Raw genomic sequence first — 20,033 nt, forward strand, 5'->3', positions numbered from 1 at the left:
ACGCCCCCGCCAACCCCTTCCGGCACAAGGGTCGGGGCGGCGAACATGAGAGTCATTCTAAAGTGTGAAGGGCCTTCTGCCAATGCGGCAATCGCGCCGGATGGCGCTCAATATCGCTGGCGCGGTTGCTTTCATTCATAAATCGAGACTGTCGCGCGACTGTTGAAGCAAGTTCACTCTCAGATTACCATCGTGGAAAGCCCGCATGGGCTCGCGAGGGGGTGAGTTCAGTGAAGAGTTTTTCGTCTTCCAGTTTCGCCGGGCAACATGCCGAAGTGCTCGACCTGGCGCAGGCGGCGGTGCGCCGCAATCCGCAGGCTCTGTTCACCGATTTCCAGTGGTTTCTCTACCAGGGCCAGGACACCGTCTTCTTCACCGCCTTTTCCACCAACAGCTTCGATCAGGATGGCCTGGGAAACCTGGTGGCCGAAATGGTGGCGCTGGCGCCGCAGCTGACGCATGGCTTCGAGGGCGCACGGCCGGGGCACCCATTCCCCAAGCATATGCTCGACGCCATTACTTCGGTGGAGCTGGTCGATGAACTCGACGGCTATCCCGATAAATGGCTCGGCAAGTCGACCGATATTTTCGATGCGCCCGACCTGCCGCTGTTCCGCGTCATGGCGGCAGTGCGGCGCGGTGGCCCGGATGCGGCGGGGCGGACCTCGGTCATCCAGGTGCGGTCGAGCCATGCCCTGCTGGAAGGCTCCGATTCGGCGCTGCTGACGCGATCGCAATCGGCGAGCCACGGCACCATGTCGGACCAGTCCAACAAGGTGGGCTGGCGCTCGCGGCTCAAGGGCGTGTTGCGCGGTGGCTTTACCGCCGTGCTCTATATGGCCATCGCCAATATCATGGCCCCGGCGGAAAAGCCCTGGGGCTTCCGCACGCTGGCGCTCAGGCGCCACCGGCTGCGCCTGCTCGCCAACAAGCTCGGCGTGCGTCAGCGCTCGCTGCTGTTCGCGCTGGTGACCCACGCCCTCAATGGAGAGGGCGAGGACAAGACGATGAGCAAGAAGGTGATCGGCGCCGCCTATACGATGCTCGACACCAGGCGGAACGATGCCGACGACGACTTCTTCCGCGTGCGGGCACTGGAGGCCAAATTCGCCGTGCTGGAGGATTTCGTCGACTATGTGCGGGCGGTGGACGACACGGTGGCGGCCATCGAGCAGAAGGATATCACCAAGTTCCAGGTGATGATGCTGGCCATGTTCGGCGCGCTGCGCGCCATCAACCGCGTGCTGCCTTTCCTGCCCGGCAAGCGCTTCTGGCGCTTCAATGGCGGCATTCATGTCGTGCTGACTTTGGTGCCGCCGCACCGCACCTATGGCCCCATGACCCATGGCGTGGTCGAGCCGATCTATTGCGGCGCCTGGCACCCGGCCACCAATATCGTCACCTTCTGCCCCGGCCGCGAATATGTGACGCTGAATTTTTCGATGGAGCAGCGGCACCTGGCCAATGTGGAGAAGGTGATGGCACTGCTCGAGCAGGTGGAGCGGCGGGAGGTGAGCCCGCGGAAGGTGATGGCGGACGCATGAGGCGGGCTTCCCCTCTCCCCTTGAGGGAGAGGGCGGTTTTCCGCGTTCAGCGGAAAACCGGGTGAGGGGTCCTGCGCCATCCCATGCGTCAATGCTTGCGGATAGCTCGACACCCCTCATCCGCCCTTCGGGCACCTTCTCCCTCAAGGGGAGAAGGGAAGCGCCCAGACATCGAGGAACACGCCGCCCGCAAACGAAGGGCGACCAACTACATCGGAGATTGATGTACGTACCTCAATGCGCTTGCATGGCCGGTGCGAGGGCGGTATCTGAGAGGGACCGTCCTCACCCCTCCCGGATTTCTCATGAGCCAGTTCGCCACCTATCCCAGCCTTGCCGGTGTGCCGGTGATCATTTCAGGCGGTGCTTCCGGCATCGGGGAGAGCATGGTGCGCCATTTTGCCGGGCAGGGCAGCAAGGTCGGCTTTGTCGATATCGCTGACGCGGCGGGTGAAAAGCTGGCCGCCGAACTGACCTCGGCGGGGCAGGCGGTGCGGTTTGCCCATTGCGATGTCACCGATGTGGCGGCCTATCGCGCGGCCATTGCCGGCTTTGCCGCTGTTCATGGCGATGCGCTGGTGCTGGTGAACAATGCCGCCCACGACCAGCGGCATGATTGGCGCGAGGTGACGCCGGACTATTGGGACGACCGCATGGCGGTCAATCTCAAGCACGCTTTCTTCGCCATGCAGGCCGTGGCGCCGGGCATGATCGCGGCGGGGCGCGGTTCGATCATCAATCTGGGTTCGATCAGCTGGATGATCATGACGCCCCGCATCCCGCTCTACGAAACCGCCAAGGCCGCCATCCATGGCCTGACGCGCTCCATGGCGCGCGAACTGGGCCAGTCCGGCATCCGCGTCAATTCGCTGGTGCCCGGCGCGGTGATTACCCCGCGCCAGATGGAACTATGGCTCGACGAAGCCTCGCTCAAGGGAATCGCGGCCGAACAGGCGCTGGCAGGGATGGTCTATCCCGATGACGTGTCGCGCATGGCCTTGTTCCTGGCCGCCGAGGACAGCGCCATGATTTCGGCACAACAATTCCTCGTCGATGGCGGCTGGGCCAATGGGTGATGGGCGCTATCCCGTTCATTCCGGGTTCAGGCTCTTTGCTTCACCACCATCCTGCCGTATTCAGTGGTCACCAACAGGCCACTGTCATGATCCTTCAGGGGGATAATCTATGAAGTCGAAGATTCTGGTCGCGTTCGCCGCGACGCTGGCGCTCACCGCCTGCACCACCACCAATCCCTATACGGGCCAGTCCCAGATTTCCAACACTGCCGGCGGCGCGCTGATCGGTACGGGCGGTGGCGCCGTTGCCGGCGCGCTGGTGGGTGCTGCCGTGGGCGGTGACCCGCGCGTGGGTGCACTGATCGGCGCCGGTGTCGGCGGCCTGACCGGCGCGGCCATCGGCAATTACATGGACCAGCAGGAAGCCGAGCTGCGCGCGCAACTGCAGGGCACCGGCGTTTCGGTGACTCGTGTCGGCCAGAACATCATCCTCAACATGCCGTCCAACATCACCTTCGCCACCGACCAGTCGACGGTGAACCCGGCCTTCAATTCGACGCTGGTTTCGGTCGCGCTCGTGCTCAAGAAGTTCGACAAGTCGATCGTCGACGTCTACGGCCACACCGACAGCCAGGGCGACGACGCCTACAATCTGAGCCTCAGCCAGCGCCGCGCCGTTTCGGTCGCCACCATCCTGGCCAACCAGGGCATCGACCAGCGCCGCTTCTATATCGAAGGCAAGGGCGAAACCTCCCCGATCGCGTCGAACGCCACCGAAGCCGGCCGCGCGCAGAACCGCCGCGTGGAAATCCAGATCGCGCCGATCAACGGCTGATTTGTTGGAAGAATGCGGAAGGCGCGGCCCATTGGGCCGCGCTTTTTCTATTCAAGACCTCATGGTGAGCTTGTCGAACCACGAGGTCGAGCGAGTGGAGGCCTGTGTGCCACGCCCTCGTGGTTCGACAAGCTCACCATGAGGTCTACTGGGCTGAGGGCGCTTGGGCCTACTGCGCCGGAACCGCCGGTTCCTGCACCGGTACGGTCGGGTCGGTTGCCGGCGCTACCACGCTTTCCGAGGTTGGGGTGCCGGGCTGTACATCGGTCGCGGGGGCGCCCTGGAACATCTGCATCAGGAACAGGACGGCGATGACGATGGCCAGTCCGATAACGCCGTAAAGCCACCAATTGGTGGGGCCGGTGGCGCCGACCGTGGCTTCATGCTCGCCGGCGACCTTGATCGGCGAGCCATCGGGCACGTCGATGCGCGAGCCGTTTTCGTCGACCAGCACATCGACCTCGGCAACGGTCGGGGCGGGCTGCTTGGGTGCTGTGGCCATAAAAACCTCCCTTTGTCACGGGCCGGAGGGCCCTCGGGAGACTCAATGCGTGGTGTGCGGGGGAGTTCCCGCCGCCATCCGTTGCCAATGCGCGATCACATTTTTTCAGGTCGGAACCGCTGCCGCCCCGGTGACGTTGACCCCCCACACGCAACCAAGAGGAGTTCGAGATGGCTTATGAAGACATTCGCAACCGCGACGCCAACGTCAAGGAAACGCACGACCTCATTGCTTCCGACAAGGTCGAGGGCACCAAGGTCTACGATCCCAATGGCGAACATATCGGTTCGATCGAGCGCATTCTGGTCGAAAAGCGCAGCGGCAAGGTTTCCTATGCCGTGCTGAGCTTCGGCGGTTTCCTCGGCATGGGGCACGATCACTATCCGCTGCCCTGGTCCAAGCTCAACTATGACGAAAGCCTGGGCGGTTATCGGGTCGACGTGACCAAGGACCAGCTCGAAGGCGCGCCGAAATACGACAATGACGACGATTTCTGGACGGCCGAGAACGGGCGCCGCGTCTACGACTATTATGGTGTGACCCCGTATTGGATCTAGCCGTACCGGAGCGACATTTCAGCACCAGATGATACTGCCGGCCGGCGCTCCACAACGGGGCGTCGGTTTTTGTTGCGGCTCAGGCCGCGCCGTCGCGGCGCTTGATGAGGGCGGTCTTGTCCATCTGGAACACCAGGACATTGTCCTGGTTGAAGACCTCGTCGCGGAAGACGACGATGCCGCGATCGGGCTTGGATGTCTCCTTCCGGCTGACAATGGTCACCACAGTGCGGATCGTATCGCCCGGACGGACCGGGGCGAAGAAGCGCCCGCCATCGAGACCCAGCATGCCCATGATGCCGTCGCGAAACAGCGACTCCGTCATGCCGGTCGAAATCGACATGATGAGATGGCTCGGACAAATCCGCCCGCCGAAGGACGTGGTGCGCGCATAATGCTCATCGATGAACAGGGGGACGTGATACCCCACCAGGGCGCAGAACAGGGATAGATCGGACTCCGTGATGGTCCGCGCATAGCTTTCGAAGCGAAAGTCCTCGCGAAAATCCTCGTAGAGATAACCCATTCCCTCTCCCAATCTTCAAACCCGCCGAAGCGGTCATCCGGTTGCCGGAGCGCCTGCATTCTCCCGAATCCAGGCCACTCTATCCCTTTGTCACGGCATCATTTTTCGCAGAGTGCCTTCTGCGCGATGCCCTCGGTGTCCGCTCGGATTGTAGTGCCAAAATTCTCGGCGAAAACCGGTTGACGCCCAATATTTATGCTGTTAGCTGTTTTTGAACTTGAAGTCAAAGTCAAAAACTGGAGCGGCCAGCTTGGCAACGGAATCGACAGAAGACGGATGGATTGGCAGGCAGGGCTCTCCCGATGAGCGCCGGCTTTCGGTGATGCGCAGCATCGGGCGGGTCTTGCGGCAGTCCAGGTTCAGCACCCTGACCATGCAGGCCATCGCCGAGCAGCTCGGCGTCACCAAGGGCAATCTCTACTATTACTTTTCCGACAAGCAGGACCTGCTGCTGCAGTTCCACGTCTTCTGCGTGGATATCAGTCTCAACATCCTGAGCGAGGAGCGGGCCCGGGCCGGCTCGTCAGCCGACAAGCTCCAGGCCGTGTTGCGCCGGCATATCCTCGTGCTGCTTGAGGAAGGCCTCGGCAGCGTCATGGTGGCCGATCTCGAAAATGCCCCGGCCGAGCGGCTGGGTGCCTATATCAGCAAGCGCGACGAATTCGAGCACGGGGTACGCGACCTCATCCAGCTCGGCGTTGAAGAGGGCAGTTTCGAATGCCCCGACCCGCGCATCGCCGGCTTTGCCATCCTGGGTTCCATCAACTGGATCCCGCGCTGGTATCACGCCGATGGCGAACTCACCCCCTCCCAGATTGCCGACGACATGGTGACGTTTTTCCTCGCGGGCCTGTGGACCCGGGGCTCCGACGTTCTCACCACGGGCGAGGCACCCTCCCTTGCCCTTCGGCAACCAAATTCGTGAGCAGCCCAATGAGCAAACCTAAATCCATCGCCATTATCGGCGCCGGCATTGGCGGGCTGACCGCAGCCGCCGCCATGCTCAAGCTGGGCATGGAGGTGACCGTCTACGAGCAGGCGCCCCAATTCGCCAGGGTGGGCGCCGGCATCCAGATGAGCCCCAATGCCATGAAGAGCCTGCGCGGCATCGGGCTGGAGGATCGCCTGGTCGAGACGGGCCTGCAGCCGCTGACCAGCCTCAACGTGGCCCATGATACGGGCGAAGTGACCAATGAGCTGCCGTTGCGCGCCGAAATGTTCGACCGCTATGGCGCGCCGTTCCTGTGCCTGCACCGCGCCGATCTCCACGATGCGCTGCATAGCGCCGTGCCCGATCATCATATCCATCGCGGCGCCCGCCTGAGCGGCCTTGTGCAGCATGATGACGGGGTCGAGCTCAGCTTTGCCGACGGGCGGACCGCCCGGGCCGACCTGGTCATCGGCGCCGATGGCGTGCATTCGCGGGTGCAGGACGAGGTGATCGGTCCGGTCAATCCGGTCAAGACCGGCCGCGTGGCCTATCGGGCCACCTATCCGGCGGCGCTGCTGGGTGATCTTCGCCTCAATCAGTCGCGCACCAAGTGGTGGGGCCCTGACCGCCATATCGTCATCTATTATACGACCAAGGCGCTGGACGAGGTCTATTTCTGCACCAACCAGCCCGAGGATGTGAGCTGGTCGACACCCGAATCCTGGTCGGCCGAAGGCGATCTCGACTATCTCAAGGCCGAGTTCGCCCATTTCCATCCCGAGGTTCGCGCCGTGATCGCCGCGGCGCCGAAGGTCCACAAATGGGCCATGCTGGTGCGCGATCCGCTGCCGACCTGGCATGCCGGAAGGCTGGTGCTGCTCGGCGATGCCTGCCACCCCATGCTGCCGCATATGGCGCAGGGCGCCAGTTGCACCATCGAGGATGCGGTGGTGCTGGCCCGCGCACTGGCGGCCTTCAGCGATCATCGCGAGGCCTTCGCGCATTACGAAGCGGTGCGCAAACCGCGTGCCTCCGAAATGCAGCTCGAAGCCAGCCAGAACAAATGGATGCGTCGCCGGACCGACCCGAGCTGGGTCTACGGCTACGACGCCTGGTCCACCCCACTCGAGCCCGAAACCGAGCTCGCATAACGCCTCCTCCCGCCCTCTCCTAGCGATACCTGATTTGAAAGGACGTGCATGATGACGAAGATGAGCCGACGCAGTTTTGTCGCCGGTACGATGGCCCTGGCCGCCGCACCTCTGCCTGCTTTCGGGCAGAGTTTCCCGTCCCGCGCCATCACCATCGTCTGCCCCCAGGCGGCGGGTGGTGGCGCCGATACCTGGTCGCGGCTGGCCGCGGAGCGCCTGCAGACCTATCTGGATTCACCGGTGGTGGTCGAAAACCGGGTGGGCGCCAGCACGATGATCGGCGCCGAGCATGTGTCGCAGTCCCGCCCCGACGGGCACACGCTGCTCATGGGCTCGGTGACCACGCTGGCCATCAATGTCGGCCTGTTTCCCGACATCCGTTATGACCCGCGCACCGACTTCATCCCGCTGACCATCGTCACCAGCTTCCCGCTCTACATGACTGTCACGCCCAAGCTGGACGTGCACAGCGTCCCCGAGCTGATCGCCTATGCCAAGGAGCATCCGGGCGAGTTGAACTATGGTGCACCGGGCGCCGGCACCTCGCCGCACCTGACCGCGGCGCTGTTTGCCTCGGTCGCCGATATCGATGTGATGGCCGTGCCCTATGCCGGTGCGCCGGACGTGTCGCTGGCGCTCAAGCGCGGCGACATCCACTTCGCCTTCTCGTCCTCGGCACTGCCCGATATCGAATCCGGCGAACTCCGCGGCATCGGTGTGTCGAGCCTGGAGCGCACGGCGCAGGCGCCGGATATCCCGACGATCGACGAGCAGGGCCTGACTGGCTTTGAATCCTCGGTCTGGAACGGCCTGGTCGCGCCGGCCGGCACGCCGGCCGACATCGTCGCGCAGCTCGAAGAGCTCTGCATCCGCGCCGCAACCGACCCCGTACTGGTCGACCGCGTGCGCGACCTGGGCGGCGACACCGTTGGCAACACCTCCGAAGAGTTCGCGGAAGTCATCCGCAACGACATCGAGAAGTGGTCCGCAATCATCGAGGAAGCCGACGTAAAGGTCGGTTGAGACACAAATGACGATACCATCCCCATTGCCGCCCGGCGCGCTCGACGGCGTTACGATCATCGACCTGACGACGGCCGTGCTCGGACCGCTTGCCACGCAACACCTTGGCGACATGGGGGCGGATGTCATCAAGGTCGAATCCCCCGGGGGCGATCTCAATCGCCAGATCGGCATTGGCCCCCGGGAGGCCATGGGCGCCTTCTATGTGACGATGAACCGGAACAAGCGCAGCCTCGTGCTCAACCTGCGCGACCCCGGGGCCAAGGAAGCCCTGTTCCGTCTCATCGAGCAGGCCGATGTCGTGGTGCACAATATGCGCTCGGCCTCCACCGAGCGGCTGGGCATCGACTATGCCGCGGTGGCCGCGCGCAATCCGCGCATCATCTATGCCTCGGCCCAGGGCTATCGCTGGGACGGCCCCTACAGCAATCGCCCGGCCTATGACGACATCATCCAGGGCGAGAGCGGCTTGGCCGATCTCGGCGCCGGTGGCAATGGCGCCCCGCGCTTCGTCCCGACCGTGCTGGCCGACAAGCTGGCCGGCCTGTCACTGGCCAGCGCCATCGGCTTTGCCCTCTATGCGCGCGAGAAAACCGGCCTCGGCCAGGAAATCCAGGTCCCGATGCTCGAGACGCTGCTGTCCTTCCTGATGGTCGAGCATATGTGGAAGGCCGCCTTCGACGGCGACAAGACCCAGCTCGGTTACCAGCGGCTGACCACGCCCAACCGGCGGCCGCTGCCGACCAGCGATGGCTTCGTCTGCATCATGGCCAATTCGAACGGCCACTGGCGCGCGCTGTTCGACGTGCTCGGCTGTCCCGAGGCGATGGACGATCCCCGTTTCGCCACGTTGTCGGCCCGGTCGCGCAATTTCCACGATCTCTACGGCTTCATCGGCGAGCGGACCGGCGCTTTCAGCTCGGATTATCTCATCGAGAACCTGCAGAGCCGCGACGTGCCCTGCGGCCGCGTCAAGCGCCTGGCCGACATGTTCGAGGACCCGTATCTCACCGAAACGAACTTCTTCCAGCACATCGAGCATCCCACGCTCGGCAAGATCCTCACTACCGCCATCCCGACCTATCTCTCCGAAACGCCCGGTAGCATTCGCACGCCGCCGCCGGAGCTGGGCGAGCATACCGCCGACATTCTCGGCAAGCTCGGCTACAGCGCCGACCAGATCGCCAAAATGGCCGCCGCTTAGTGCCACCAACCCGATAGTAAGACATGACCGTAACGACTTTGCCGGACAACGATATTGAAATTCCCGAACTCGCCATCAAAGCCGGCGATGTGTTTCTCGGGCCATCCAAGACACTGACAGACACCCATTTCACGCTGTTTTCGGCGATCACCAATGACATGCATCCGATCCATTACGATCTGGAATATGCGCGGGCCACCCAGTTCGGCCGGCCGCTGGCGCATGGCCTGCTGCTCAATGGCCTGACCGCGCTCGGCGCCACCGCCGCGGTGGGGCTGATCCATGGTTTCGTCATCGTCGAGCAGGGCTCGCGCTTCCTGGCCCCGGCCATGGTCGGCGATACGCTGCAGCCCAAGCTCACCATCGAGCGCATCTGGCGCGATGGCGCCCGGATATTCTGCCGGATCAGGACCGAGCTGACCAACCAGCGCGAGGAAACCGTGCTGGAAGGCTTTCACCTCTATCGCGTGTTCGACACGCCCGCAGTGCCATGAGCGGATCACCCGAAGAAATTCTCGGTCCGCATGGCTGGACCGACAAATTGACCTATGTGCCCGCCGTGCGGGTGGGCGACATGGTGCATATCTCGGGCACGACGGCCACCGATGCGCAGCATCAACTGGTGGCGCCGGGCGATATCGTCGGCCAGACACGCCGCATCTTCGAGAAATTCGAAGAGCTGCTGCAGAGCCTGGGCGCGAGCTGCAAGGATATCGTCGCCACCACCGACTATTACGTTACGGCCGAGAACTATCCCGGCACCGCCGCGGTGCGCCGGGAATTCCTCGGCAGCCGGCGGCCCATTTCAACCGGCGTGCAGGTGGCGGGACTGTTGCGCCCCGGCGCGCTCATCGAAATATCGGCCATTGCCCATGTGCCGCCCCGGCCCGCGCCCAGGCCGGCCGTCTCTGCCAGTCGCCAGCTCTACGCCATCATCCGCTTCGACCGGCCCGATGCGCCGGCGGACCTGCGGGCGCGGCTCGAGGTCGAGCATCGCCAATATGTCGCGAGCCTCGCGCCGGCGGTAAAGGGCGGCGGGCCGCTGGTCGCCGATGACGGCACGACCCCGATCGGCGGCATGATGCTGATCGAAGCGGCCAGCCGGACCGAAATCGAAGCCCTTGTCGCCAGCGATCCCTACCAGCGCGGCGGGCTCTTTGCCGAGCCCCAGATACTGGCCTGGAACCGCATCCGGTCCGCCCCGCAAGCGGGATAATTCGAGCAAGCCCATGATCCAGGAGGATGGAACCATGACCCTGCCCAAATACATAATCAGTGCGGCACTCCTCGCGCTGCTCGGCCTCGGCGCCGCTGCCATGGCCACCAATTATCGCCTCGGTTCGCTGCACGACATGGGGCCGGGCATGTTCCCCATGGTGCTGGGGATCGGCATGGCCGTGCTGGCCGTGCTCTACCTGGTGCTGGCCCGACGTGGCGGCCAGGAGGCCGAGGACAAGGTGACCTTCAATGATGGACGGCCGCTGGTCGTGATCCTTGGCTCGGTCGTCGCCTTCGGTGTGCTGCTCGATCCGCTGGGGCTGGTGGTCGCGCTTTCGGTGCTGATCACCGGCTGCTGGATCGCCAATACCGACCGCAAGCTGATCGAGCTGCCCATGATGCTGGGGCTCTACAACGCGATGGCGATTGTCATCTTTGTGCACTTCCTGAACATTCCAATTCGCCTGGGGCCACTGTGATGGAAGGCTTTCAGAACATAGCGCTCGGCTTTGCCACCGCCCTGCAGCCGGAGAACCTGCTGCTCTGCCTGTGTGGCGTATTGTTAGGCACCTTTATCGGCATCCTGCCCGGCGTGGGGCCGCTGATCACCATCGCGGTGCTGCTGCCGGTGACCTTCGGCCTGCCGCCGGAAGGCGCAATCATCATGCTGGCGGGCATCTATTACGGCGCCCAGTATGGCGGTTCGACCACGGCCATCCTCGTCAACCTGCCGGGCGAAGCCTCCTCCGTCGTCACCATGATGGATGGCCATGCCATGGCCAAGCGCGGCCGGGCCGGCGCGGCGCTGGCCATTGCTGCCATTGGCTCGTTCATTGCCGGTGTCATCGGCACGATCCTGATCGCCGTCTTCTCGCCGGCGCTCGCCTCGGTCGCCATGCAATTCGGGCCGGCCGAATATTTTGCGCTGATGGCCTTTGCCCTGTGCTGCACCAGCGCATTGGTGCAGGGATCGGTGCTCAAGGGCGTGGTCATGGCCATGCTGGGCGCACTGGTCGGCCTGATCGGCACCGATATCAATTCGGGGGTGTCCCGCCTCGATTTCGGCTTCCGCGAACTGTCGAACGGTATCGAATTCTCGGCGCTCGCCATCGGCCTGTTCGGCATTGCCGAAATGGTGCGGCATCTCGGCGACCCCGAGCCCAAGGGGCAGGTCACCGTCAAGACCGGCCGCATCCTGCCGACGCTGGAGGACCTCAAGGTTTCGATCGGCCCGATCCTGCGTGGAACCGGGCTTGGCACGCTGATCGGCATCCTGCCGGGGGCAGGGCTCTCCATCAGCAGCTTCGCCGCCTATATCCTGGAAAAGAAGGTGGCCAAGGACCCCAGCCAGTTCGGCAAGGGCGCCATCCAGGGCGTCGCCGCCCCGGAGGCCGCCAACAATGCGGCGGCGCAGACCTCGTTCATCCCGACACTGACGCTGGGCATTCCGGGCAGCGCCACCATGGCGCTGATGCTGGGCGCGCTGCTGATCCAGGGCATCACGCCGGGACCGCGCATCATGCAGGAGCAGCCGACGCTGTTCTGGGGCCTGATCGCCAGCATGGTCATCGGCAACCTGCTGCTGCTGGTGCTCAACCTGCCGCTCGTCCGCCTGTGGGTGAAGCTGCTCGACGTGCCCTATCGCTGGCTCTGCCCCGCCATCCTGACCTTTGGCTGCGTCGGCATCTATTCCATCGGCTTCGCTGCCAGCGACATCTATATCGCCGCCGCGTTCGGCCTGGCCGGCTACCTGTTCCTCAAGCTCGACCTCGAACTGGCCCCGTTCATCCTCGGCTTCATCCTGGCCCCGATGCTCGAAGAGCATTTCCGGCGCGCCATGCTGCTGTCCCGCGGCGACCTGACGGTCTTCGTGACGCATCCGCTGAGCGCCACCTTCCTTGGCCTCATCGTCGTCCTGATCGGGCTGATCGGCGTGCATAAATACCGCTCCTACCTGGCTGACCGGGCGGCTGCGGCGGAGGCGCGGGGATGATCCCCTGACGCCTAGCCGCCCGGCCGACACCCCATCCTGGCTCCAGGTCGAGCCCCGTTACAGACGAGAACATCTCCATGTCCGAAAAGATCTACACCATGCTGGCCCGTGCCTTCGCCGCCGAGGGCGTCGATGTGTGCTTCGGCCTGATGGGCGATGGCAACATGCACTTCATGACCACCCTGGCCGGATTGCCTGATGTGCGGGCCTATTTCGTCCGGCATGAGCATTGCGCCTGCACCATGGCCGCCGGCTTCTCCCGCGCCCGCGATACGGTGGGCGTCGCCTCGGTCACCTGCGGGCCGGGGCTGACCCAGATCACCACGGCCCTGGCCAGCGCCAGCGCCTCGAATATTCCCATGGTGATCTTTGCCGGCGAAAGCCCGCTGGGCGCGGCCTGGTATGGCCAGCGCATCGAGCAGGCGCCCATCGTCGTGGCCACGGGCGCGCATTACATTGCCTGCCACAGCGCCAAACTCATGGCGAAATATGTGAGCGAGGCCTTCTTCATCGCGCGGACGCAGAACCGGCCGGTCGTGCTGGGTGTGCCCTATGATCTGCAGCAGCTCATGGTGGAAGACGACCAGCCCTATCAGCCATCAACCGATTTCATTCCCACGCTGGCGCCCCTACAGCCGCCGCCGACCGATGTCGCCGCGGCCAGGGTCATGATCGAAGCGGCCCAGCGCATCGTCGTGCTGGGTGGCCGTGGTGCCCGGCTGGCCGGCGCCGCCGACGCCTGCCGCGCACTGGCCGCCAGGACCGGCGCGCTACTGGCCACGACCCTGCCGGCGCGCGGCTTGTTCTGCCCAGATCCGTTCGAACTGGGCGTGGCGGGCGGCTATTCCAGCGCCGTCACGCGCGACATGATGGCCAAGGCAGACCTGATCATCGCCGTGGGCGCCAGCCTCACCAGCTATACCGCCGATAGCGGCAAGCTCTTTCCCGGCGCGCGCGTGATCCAGATCGACGAGCACCCTGTTGGCGTCAAGCATGCCCGGCGCACCGCCGACCACTATCTGCGGGCCGATGCACGGCTCGGCGTCGAGGCACTGATCGAGGCCGTGGGCACCCGCGCCCCGCAGGCCGGATGGCGGGATGCCGAAACCGCCCGCCGCATCGCGCAGGAACCCGCCGATACCCATGATTTCCCGGTGCCAGCCGATACGATCGACCCGCGCCGGGCGGTGGCCGCCCTGGATGCGGCCCTGCCAAAGGACTGGGTGCTGGTCAACGGCACCGGGCACAACGCGCATTTCTCGGTGCATATGCGCGGGCGCAAGGCCGACGATTTCATCACCATCCGGGAATTCGGCGCCATCGGCAATGCGCTCAGCCAGTCCATCGGCGTGGCCGCGGCGCGCCCCGATGCCACCGTGGTGGTGATCGACGGGGATGGCAGCGTGCTCATGCATATGCAGGAGATGGAGACTATCCGGCGCTACAATCTGCGCATCCTGGTCTGCATTCTCAACGACGGCGCCTATGGCCCGGAAATCCACCGGCTGCGCGCCCAGGGCCTGAGCGACGCCGGGGCGGTCTTCGGGCGCGGCGACATGGGCAGGATGGCCGAAGGCTATGGCATTCGCGGCCGGGTGGTCACTGCGGAAGAGCAGATTGCCACCCTGACACAGGCCTTTACCGCCAGCGAAGGCCCCGAAGTCTGGGACATCCACATCGCCGACACGGTGATCTCCCCCATGACCCGGCGGTCGCTGGTAAAGCACGGCTAGCCCGTGCCCGGATCGCCCTGATCCGGACGGACAATCTCTGGATGAGCGATGAGGGCGCGGTTCACCTGCCGCGCCTTCACCAATGGCATATTGCAACCAGCGCGGAGGGTGTTAGGGTCGGGACCAGCGATTTATTTTAGCAATTTTTCATTGTTCATAGGGTGTTGCGCGTGCGATTCGATTGTATCCGGCATGCGCCCCTGGTTCGGTCGCTGAGCAAAGCCGCTTCCATTCTGCTCCTTGGTGCCCTGCTGCCGGTGCTGGCTGTGTCCCAGGCTGCGGCCGCTGCCACCAACGGCTTCCTGACCACAAGTTTCGTGACGGACGACCTGTGCCTGGCCGGCCCCTACAAGAACAGCGAAACTGCCGATCTGAGCGTCACCTATGGGGCAAATACGGCGGACGACCTGCAAAGTGTTTCCCTGGGAGTCTGGAACACGCTCGGCGGCATCGGCGGCATTGACGCCGTGTTCCCGCCACCCGGCTCCACCGCGGCGACAGAGACCGTTCAGCGCAGCTTTTCCACCAACCATATCGTGGGAACGGCGCTGTATCTCTATCTCTATCAGTCGTTTACCGATGCCGGCGATGGACGCTCCTACGATACGCCCCCAACCGATCCGACCAATGTCCCCTCCGGTTTCGAGGGCTATTATCATCAGACGCTCATCGACATGGCCCTCGACCCGGACTGCATTCCCCGGCCCGATGTGCAACTGGAATATAGTGGCGCCGTGTCCTCCGGCCCTGCCACCGCGCTCAATGGCCGCGACTTCGGGGATGTGGGACCCGGTGATGTGCCGGCCGTCCGCAACTTCACCTTGCGCTCGATCGGAATTTCATCGGTCAACGTTACCGAACTCAGGATCAACGGCAGCACCGACTTTGCCGTGAGCCCTTCCGCGCCCGGACCGATTTCCACCACCTCGCCCTTTGCGATCATCTTCAATCCATTGACGATGGGGACAAAGACGGCGCAGCTCGAAATCATCAGCGATGCCGTTTCGGGCACGATATCCGTGCCGCTGACGGGCAACAGCCTGACGGATACGACAGCGCCGTTGCCGCCGGTCATAACCACGCCCGTGCATGGCTCGACGATCCCGGGGCTTACGCCGACTATTGGCGGCACGGCCGAAGCCGGCTCGACGGTAACTGTCGAGATCGATGGCTCGCCGGTGGCTACGGACATACCCGTTGTGGGCACTGACTGGACCTATACCAGTTCCACGCTCACCGCCGGTCCCCACGGCGCGCGCGCCAGGGCAACCGACGCCTCCGGCAATAGTTCGGCGCTGTCGCCGGAGACGGAATTCACCCTCACCCCCTTCGTCTCGACCGTGACGCTCGCCGCTTCGGCGCCGAACTCGACCTTCGGCACACCGGTTACGTTTACCGCCACGGTGGGCGGCGGTGGCAGCCCGACGGGCAGCGTGCATTTTTTCGACGGCGCGACCGCGCTGGACACCGTCGTGCTATCCGGCAACGAGGCGGCGCTTTCCATTGCCACGCTGGGCGTCGGTCCGCACAGCATCATTGCCGTCTATGCGGGGGATAGCGGCAACCTGCCCGGCACCTCCGCGCCCGTCACGCATCTGGTCGGGCAGGTCGCCACCACTGTGGGGATCGCCGCATCCAGCCCCACTTCCGCGCCGGGGCAGGAGGTGACATTCACCGCCACCGTATCGCCGGCCACGGCGTCCGGCACAGTCACCTTCCTGATCGACAGCGTCCCGCAAACGCCAGTGGCCGTAGCAGGCGGTATTGCGACATTGCGGACCAGCCTGCTCTCCGACGGCAGCCACGCGATCATTTCCCGCTATGACGGCGATACGAACCATGCCGGCTCGGTCACGCCGCCGCTCGCCCATACCGTGCTGGCGCAGGGCTCGGTGATCATCCGGCAGCAGACCGAAGGCGGCGACGCCGTGTTCGGCTTCTCGTCACCCACAACGGAACTCAACCTGTCCATTCCCACCTCGGGCGGGCGCGGGGAGAGCCCCGCCGTCGCGCTGGCGGCCGGAACCTATACCATCACCGCCGATGACATGAGCGGCGCCGGCTTCGGGCTGACATCGCTGGCCTGTTCCGACGCGGACAGCATCATCGACATCGCCAATCGCTCGGCCCGGATCGTGCTCGATGCCGGCGAGGCCCTGATCTGCACCTTCATCTCGGTCCAGTCCCGCGACCGCACGGTTCAGCTCATCGAGGATTTCCTCACCACCCGCGCCGGGCTGATCCTCTCCAATCAGCCCGATATCCAGCGTCGCATCGACCGGCTGAATGGGGTCGTCTCGTCGGGCGGCAATCCGGTCTCGTCGCTGATGGGCTATCTGCCCGGCGTCGCCTCGGGCAGCCCGCTCGCCGTCTCCACCTCGCTCGGCGCCATCGACCGGCTGGCCGGCAATGAAGCCCCCAACGCCCTCGATATCTGGCTCGAAGGCACCTTCGCCATCGTCGATACCGGCCGCCCCGACGGCAATTTCAGCGCCGCCAGCTTCGGCGCGGATTACCTGGTCACGCCGGACCTGCTGATCGGCGGCTTCGTGCAACTGGATCACCTGGCGCAGGGCACGGTGCCGGGCGCCGCGAGCATATCCGGAACCGGCTGGCTGGCCGGGCCCTATGTCACCGCGCTGCTGAACGAGAACCTTTACCTCGACCTTGTGGCGGCCGCCGGCACCTCGCAGAACCGGGTCAGCCCCCTCGGCACCTATGAGGACGGGTTCGACGCCACCCGCTGGCTGGTCAGCGCCTCCCTGCAGGGGCAATGGCAGTGGGACAACTGGACCTTCAGCCCGCGCGGCCGGCTCAGCTATTTCGAGGAAACCACCCAAGCCTATACCGACAGCCTGGGCGTGGGCATTCCCTCGATCACCGCCGGCCTCGGCCAGGTCGCAGTAGGTCCCGCCATCTCCTATCGCTACACGACCGGCGGCGATGTGGTCATCGACACCGGCCTGCGCTTCGAAGGCGTGGCGGAGCTGACCAGGACCATTGCAGGCTTCGGCTTCGACAACCTGCACGGCCGCATCGAAGGCACCATCGACCTGTCCCTGCCATCAGGCGCCAGATTCGGCCTCTCCACCGCCCTCGACGGCATAGGCGGCAACACCGACAACGCGACCAGCGCAAAAGTCCGGCTCAGCCTGCCGATGCAATAAGGGTGAGCTTTCGCGATGATTCTCGCGCGGGCGTCGGTCCATAATGCGGGAAGAAAATGGTGCTGCCGGACAGGATTGAACGCCGTCCACACCGCCTAAAATCCAGGATTTCCGGGCTTTTTGGAAGTCGCTTTGTAGCTCTGATCTGTAGCTGCCGCAAGTAGCGACTGAGAATGCATGGTTCGCCAAGTCGAGACCAAAGACCCTTCTGGTTGCTCCGTTGATCAAGTGGATGAGAGGCGTCTACGGCCACCAGAGGCAGAGAGCCTGGCTCCGAAGCGATGGTAGTCCTTCACAGATGAGTGGCTCCAATTGAGTGCCAACCGGAGAGCTGGCGAGGGGAGCCGTGTCAGTCCTCAAGTCTATGTTCTTACTTGTCTTTTTCAATAGTGGCTCTTTCCAGTGTGTCGAATTTTACGATAGCCAGAGAGTTGAACCCCGCTGCCTATGTCCCATTTGGATGTTCGGCAACGCTGCGCAACTAGGAGCCTAAGAATGCCAAAAATACCGTGGGAGTTTTCATCGCTCCCCGCCTTTCCATCACAGCCGTCCTACGATGGTTTTCTAGAGTGGTGTGCCAATCATATGGCCCGCTGTTCCAACCCCCGGTCCGCCCGAGACTTAGGTGTCCTCTGGGTGGATCACTGGCGGGGCAAAAGGAGGCGGACGGGCGACCGTCTTCATCTTGGAAGAAGCACCTGGGGAAGCTCACTGACAGGGCCGCGAAGTGGCTTGAACGACAGGTCGCAGCGGGCCGGATTGCCCCTGTTGACCAAGCTGGGAAGTGGTCTGCCAAGCGTTACGCCAAGGTGGATGGTCAGCGTCTGACCTACAACAGACGAAAGAACGTCTGAGAAATTCTCGGACATGAACCTGAAAAAAGAACAGCGAAATCAGTTGGTTGGAATTACGCTGGCAATAGACTTTAAGTGTTGCTTTTGGCTCATAACGCTTAGATGCCTGCAAGCAACTGATGGTGCGCCATTTTGAGGATGAGGGAGAAGTAGAGCCACATCCTCACAACACTAGGAGTTTGCCTTTGAGCAAAACGAAACAATGGTCCTTCGGCAAGGTGCCTGGAGGATACGGAAACACGGAACCACCAAAGCCTCCAAAGTCGGTTAAACTAGATGACGACCTCAAAGCTCAATATCCACATGAGCTCACCTTCTTCCTAGAAGATCGGCTTCGTGATGCCACCGCAAAGGACACCTACGTCATAGCGGGCGAGATGGCAGACGCCTGGATAGCATCCCGCCAGCTCCAGCGCGATGTGGACCCCAAGCAGCGGCGTCGAGTGGCAGAAAGCGTTAAGGCCCGCATTCGCAACTTCCTCCGCCAGGGCAAGATTCATGAGCTTGGTGGGTTTGACTTTCAGTACGGCCAGGACATCTCCGGCTATCGGTGGGCCTACTAGCACACTTAAAGGATGGAGGGGTGGTCCAGACCACCTCTTCTTCCTCCTCCTTGAGCAGCGTCTAACGGCGATCCTGATGTAGGTGCATAGAGTGACTACCTTGAGCACCTACCTCATGCCGCCTCTTTGTATCCTTTGGAGATGAAGAGGGTGTCTCTGACAACCTACCCGGCCTTGAGTATACGTAGCGGCTGCATCATGCCCTCCCTCGGCCCACGGTATCAGTGTCGTTTTGCAATCGGGCTGCGTACTTCGGTGCTCAAACTGATTGGATGCACCGGACATCTCCACCGCAAGCCAGCTTCTCCGGAAAGCTTTTTTGGGGTCGCTCACGGAACACCTCCAGTATACGTGGCGGCGGAACAAATTCCCCCTCCGGGTACCCTCGGAAACGGTGCATCACTTGATCATGCATGGCGAACTACGCCAACAGGGGGTGCCGTTGTTGTTATTTTGTCAGGCACAACGAACGTTGACATTAGACAAACAGCCTCGCTAGAACTCCTCCTCGTTAACTAAGAGGAGCAGCCGTCGTGCGTAAGTACGTTACCTACACTCGCGTCAGCACCAAGGATCAAGGCCGTAGTGGACTCGGCCTGGAGGCCCAACAGCGTGATATCCAACTCTTCCTCGACAACTACTCTGAGGTGCCTTGGGAGATAGTCGGTGAATTTCAGGATGTGCAGTCTGGCGGCGATGATGACCGCCCGCAGCTTCGCGCCGCCTTGGAGCAGTGCCGCCGCATCGGGGCAGAGCTGCTGGTAGCAAAGTTAGACCGCCTCAGTCGCAAGGTATCATTCATTGCCCAGCTCATGGACGACCCAAAGTTACGACTTCGGGTCGCCACCATGCCTCAAGCCGACAAGTTTCAGCTTCATATCTATGCCGCTCTGGCCGAACAGGAGCGCGACTTCATTTCCGCCCGCACAAAGGCCGCTCTAAAGGCCGCTAAGGCTCGTGGCAGGGCATTGGGCGGGCTTCGCGATACCACGATGAAGCGGAACGCCGCTATCCAACAGAAAGCGGTCACAGAGGCTAAGACTCTTCTCCACATCATTGCGCCCATGCGCGACGCTGGAAAGACACTAGCCGCTATTGCTGATGCCCTGGACAAAATGCAGGTTTCAACCTCAAGGGGCGGCAAGTGGACGGCGAAGCAAGTCTCTAGGGTCATTGGTAGGGCAGGTCAGTTGGAGTAGAAAACGCGCTCCTAACC

General features: G+C 63.3%; 19 protein-coding genes. 16 read left to right on the plus strand and 3 right to left on the minus strand.

Going from position 1 to position 20,033, the window contains the following annotated elements; translation table 11 throughout:
- Positions 1-230: 230 nt before the first annotated feature.
- From FPZ08_RS21655 to FPZ08_RS21665, 3 genes are all read left to right on the plus strand, one after another.
- A complete protein-coding gene (locus FPZ08_RS21655) occupies positions 231-1,544 on the plus strand; it encodes a hypothetical protein (protein WP_146292785.1) in 1,314 nt (437 codons plus the stop codon).
- Between the two features lie 305 nt (positions 1,545-1,849).
- A complete protein-coding gene (locus tag FPZ08_RS21660; protein ID WP_146292787.1) occupies positions 1,850-2,620 on the plus strand; it encodes an SDR family NAD(P)-dependent oxidoreductase in 771 nt (256 codons plus the stop codon).
- Positions 2,621-2,729: 109 nt separating this feature from the next.
- Positions 2,730-3,395 carry a YiaD family glycine zipper/OmpA-like lipoprotein gene (locus FPZ08_RS21665; protein WP_146292789.1) on the plus strand — a complete coding sequence of 222 codons (666 nt, stop codon included), beginning with the start codon at positions 2,730-2,732 and terminating at the stop codon, positions 3,393-3,395.
- 169 nt (positions 3,396-3,564) lie between these two features.
- On the opposite strand, the gene FPZ08_RS21670 is transcribed toward FPZ08_RS21665, so the two are convergent.
- Positions 3,565-3,897 (minus strand): hypothetical protein, encoded by a 333-nt coding sequence (locus FPZ08_RS21670; RefSeq protein ID WP_146292791.1) that lies wholly within the window; start codon positions 3,895-3,897, stop codon positions 3,565-3,567.
- A gap of 170 nt (positions 3,898-4,067) precedes the next feature.
- On the opposite strand from FPZ08_RS21670, the gene FPZ08_RS21675 reads away from it, so the two are divergent.
- Positions 4,068-4,454 carry a PRC-barrel domain-containing protein gene (locus FPZ08_RS21675; protein WP_146292793.1) on the plus strand — a complete coding sequence of 129 codons (387 nt, stop codon included), beginning with the start codon at positions 4,068-4,070 and terminating at the stop codon, positions 4,452-4,454.
- Positions 4,455-4,533: 79 nt separating this feature from the next.
- On the opposite strand, the gene FPZ08_RS21680 is transcribed toward FPZ08_RS21675, so the two are convergent.
- A complete protein-coding gene (locus tag FPZ08_RS21680; protein ID WP_146292795.1) occupies positions 4,534-4,980 on the minus strand; it encodes a MaoC family dehydratase in 447 nt (148 codons plus the stop codon).
- A 201-nt stretch (positions 4,981-5,181) separates the two neighbouring features.
- Positions 5,182-5,355, minus strand: coding sequence for a hypothetical protein (locus FPZ08_RS22105; RefSeq protein WP_186767132.1), 174 nt, complete (start codon positions 5,353-5,355; stop codon positions 5,182-5,184).
- On the opposite strand from FPZ08_RS22105, the gene FPZ08_RS21685 reads away from it, so the two are divergent.
- From FPZ08_RS21685 to FPZ08_RS21740, 12 genes are all read left to right on the plus strand, one after another.
- A complete protein-coding gene (locus FPZ08_RS21685; protein WP_186767336.1) occupies positions 5,354-5,905 on the plus strand; it encodes a TetR/AcrR family transcriptional regulator in 552 nt (183 codons plus the stop codon). The two genes, FPZ08_RS22105 and FPZ08_RS21685, sit on opposite strands and share 2 nt — an antisense overlap.
- Positions 5,906-5,913: 8 nt before the next feature.
- A complete protein-coding gene (locus FPZ08_RS21690) occupies positions 5,914-7,062 on the plus strand; it encodes an FAD-dependent monooxygenase (protein ID WP_146292798.1) in 1,149 nt (382 codons plus the stop codon).
- A gap of 51 nt (positions 7,063-7,113) precedes the next feature.
- The gene (locus tag FPZ08_RS21695) at positions 7,114-8,085 is read left to right on the plus strand and encodes a Bug family tripartite tricarboxylate transporter substrate binding protein (protein WP_186767133.1); all 972 of its coding nucleotides are present in this window, start codon (positions 7,114-7,116) and stop codon (positions 8,083-8,085) included.
- A 7-nt stretch (positions 8,086-8,092) separates the two neighbouring features.
- Entirely contained in the window at positions 8,093-9,289 is a 1,197-nt protein-coding gene (locus FPZ08_RS21700; protein ID WP_146292802.1) for a CaiB/BaiF CoA transferase family protein, read from the plus strand.
- A gap of 23 nt (positions 9,290-9,312) precedes the next feature.
- Entirely contained in the window at positions 9,313-9,783 is a 471-nt protein-coding gene (locus FPZ08_RS21705) for a MaoC family dehydratase (RefSeq protein WP_146292804.1), read from the plus strand.
- Positions 9,780-10,505, plus strand: a complete 726-nt coding sequence (locus tag FPZ08_RS22110) for a Rid family hydrolase (RefSeq protein ID WP_186767134.1) — start codon at positions 9,780-9,782, stop codon at positions 10,503-10,505. Before FPZ08_RS21705 ends, FPZ08_RS22110 begins: the two co-directional genes overlap by 4 nt.
- 34 nt (positions 10,506-10,539) lie before the next feature.
- Positions 10,540-10,986 carry a tripartite tricarboxylate transporter TctB family protein gene (locus FPZ08_RS21715; RefSeq protein ID WP_186767135.1) on the plus strand — a complete coding sequence of 149 codons (447 nt, stop codon included), beginning with the start codon at positions 10,540-10,542 and terminating at the stop codon, positions 10,984-10,986.
- Complete coding sequence (locus tag FPZ08_RS21720) at positions 10,986-12,500, plus strand: tripartite tricarboxylate transporter permease (RefSeq protein ID WP_146292809.1); 1,515 nt, start codon at positions 10,986-10,988, stop codon at positions 12,498-12,500. The genes FPZ08_RS21715 and FPZ08_RS21720 overlap by 1 nt, the downstream gene beginning before the upstream one ends.
- A gap of 77 nt (positions 12,501-12,577) precedes the next feature.
- Complete coding sequence (locus FPZ08_RS21725; RefSeq protein ID WP_146292811.1) at positions 12,578-14,233, plus strand: thiamine pyrophosphate-binding protein; 1,656 nt, start codon at positions 12,578-12,580, stop codon at positions 14,231-14,233.
- 266 nt (positions 14,234-14,499) lie between these two features.
- Positions 14,500-17,400 carry an Ig-like domain repeat protein gene (locus tag FPZ08_RS21730; protein ID WP_186767136.1) on the plus strand — a complete coding sequence of 967 codons (2,901 nt, stop codon included), beginning with the start codon at positions 14,500-14,502 and terminating at the stop codon, positions 17,398-17,400.
- A gap of 1,039 nt (positions 17,401-18,439) precedes the next feature.
- Positions 18,440-18,817: a hypothetical protein gene (locus tag FPZ08_RS21735; RefSeq protein WP_146292815.1), complete on the plus strand. Its 378-nt coding sequence runs from the start codon at positions 18,440-18,442 to the stop codon at positions 18,815-18,817.
- 533 nt (positions 18,818-19,350) lie between these two features.
- On the plus strand, positions 19,351-20,016 hold the full coding sequence (locus FPZ08_RS21740) for a recombinase family protein (protein ID WP_146292817.1): 666 nt from the start codon (positions 19,351-19,353) through the stop codon (positions 20,014-20,016).
- Positions 20,017-20,033: the final 17 nt, after the last annotated feature.

The sequence above is a fragment of the Devosia ginsengisoli genome (genome assembly GCF_007859655.1).
GTDB lineage: Bacteria > Pseudomonadota > Alphaproteobacteria > Rhizobiales > Devosiaceae > Devosia > Devosia ginsengisoli.